The organism is Bartonella sp. AA81SXKL (genome assembly GCF_042196945.1).
GTDB lineage: Bacteria > Pseudomonadota > Alphaproteobacteria > Rhizobiales > Rhizobiaceae > Bartonella.
The window spans coordinates 1-2094 of the sequence record NZ_JBHIRH010000061.1; the positions used below are offsets into that span (position 1 = coordinate 1).

Annotated in this window: 1 protein-coding gene; it reads right to left on the reverse strand. The window is 30.0% G+C overall.

Annotated elements, in window-relative coordinates:
• Positions 1–1646 precede the first annotated feature (1646 nt).
• A partial coding sequence (locus ACFINZ_RS09385) for a type ISP restriction/modification enzyme (protein WP_375701388.1) occupies positions 1647–2094 on the reverse strand: 448 nt, incomplete at its 5' end.

The following is a 2094-nucleotide window of genomic DNA, read 5'->3' on the forward strand; positions in this document are numbered from 1 at the left end:
AGAGTATAATCACCAACCTCTATTGTCTCTCCTGTAAATTCGTATTTTTTTGCAGGCTCTTGTTGATTAGCAAGCGCAGTTTCATTTGAAATATTAGAGATAACGGGGGTGTTTTTTGAGATATTTGTCATAATTAAAACCTTGATGTTAATATTGTTTTCAATTGACACCTTAAAAAGGCGCCGGGTGTTGAAAACACGGCATCAAGTCCGTCGGCATGCCTTCCCCATAGGGTTTTGTATAGCATGACCACACCCGACAAAATTCTCATATATGCTAATCACAGCATAAAAGATAGTCAGTTTTTTGATATGGGAAAGATTGTTTCGTAATCTACCCGCTTGATGTTTAAGTGTTTTCAGCACTTGGTTATTTATATAACAAAATACGTATTTATTGTCAAATAATATTTTATCTTTTTTGATATTTTTTCTTATTTTTTTAAATACGTTATGTATTGATAATATCTTATGCTTATTAATTGCTTCTTTTATATTTATGTGCTTTTAAAGCTATATTATAGGTTTTATTAAACGATTGCGTTATTTTCTGAATCTATACATTTATAATATTTAGAAACGCTCTCATTATGCGTATTTTAAACTTTATAACCTATCAATTTTGTCACTAAATGGCTTTTAAGATTTCTGTTAATTTCTTTTAATAACACATTTTAGACTTAACAGCCTTTATAGGGACTGTCTTTATAAACAAATGCTTTCATTTGCATTTTTGCTTTCTCTATAGCTGTTATGTTCTTTATAGCCATGGCATCATTTTTCATGTTCATAAGAGAAATGATAAATAGGATAATTGCGATTTATTGTCTGTTATGAAAACATCTAAAGAGAGAATGATAATTATAGAGATGAGCAAAATCCCTTTTAATAAACTTTTGTCATTTTTGTCAGTTCTTTTTAGAACCTATATCATTTTTTTTAAATGAGAGAAAATTAAAATCATTATATTTCAATAAGTTAAGTTTTATCAATTTTTCAAAATACAACTTATTAAAACAGCCATAACAAATAAATACAACTGTAAATATATATTTGTCAGTTTATGTCAGTACATTGAATCGACAAAAGTGATCATTTAGTGAATGATTAAAACATGTCTTATGAAAAGCATGTGATCCTTTAAAGCCTTTCAAAAGATGGTTTATAACTCATAAGAAATGCTATCAAGACCATTATGGTTATGAGTTTTGAAGGGGTTTTGAGTTTTGACGGTTGCCTCTTTTAGATAAAAAAACGATAAAAAGTAAAAACGTTATTTTTCAATGTGTTAATATTTTACAGATCTTAAAAAACAACCTCTATTGATAACACAACCTATAAATTCAACTAATAATATACGTTTTGAAGGGGTTTTGACGGTTTTTATACCTTCAAAACCTATAAGAAAAGTGAATATACATAACCCTCTTTAAACAAAGCTATCATTTTAGATTACGGTATAACCTCTTAAAGGCAATCCAAATAAGAGTATCTAAAAGTGCAAGTTTCTTCTTTTTAGAATAACGCATATAGACTATCCTTTTAGGATTATATGTAAGCAACTTAACAAAAGAGGTATAGATATGATTATAAGCTCTATACCCCTTGTGAGGTCAACATGCCTATCATCTGAGCATGCTTTATAAGTTATTCGGTTTCTCTAATTTCTAATTTTGGTAAGTTCTTAACAATTTTCATTGTTTCCAAACTTACAGTAATAACCCTTTGGAATAACTCCAATGGATAAGCAGGGTTGCCAACGGTTTCAACAGCATAGCTATTGGCATCATTAATAATGCCACTCTTTTTATCAGTCTTTACACATTGACGCCCCATAACCGATTCAAGAGAGATATCTGTTATTGTGATATTGCTGTTATAAAAAACAATCAATTTATCTTTTTCCTTACTATTCCCAGCGAATTTCATTTCTGTAACGTAGTAAAATTCTTTAGGGTTCGTGATCTCTGTAACTTTTGGATTGCCTTTTTTAAAGGTCACTGGATACGGCTCTACACTTTCATAGTTTACGTGCAAATGACCGAGTTCACGCCCTGCTGTCACAAATTTCCAAAAATCATCAGCCGTTTTTACG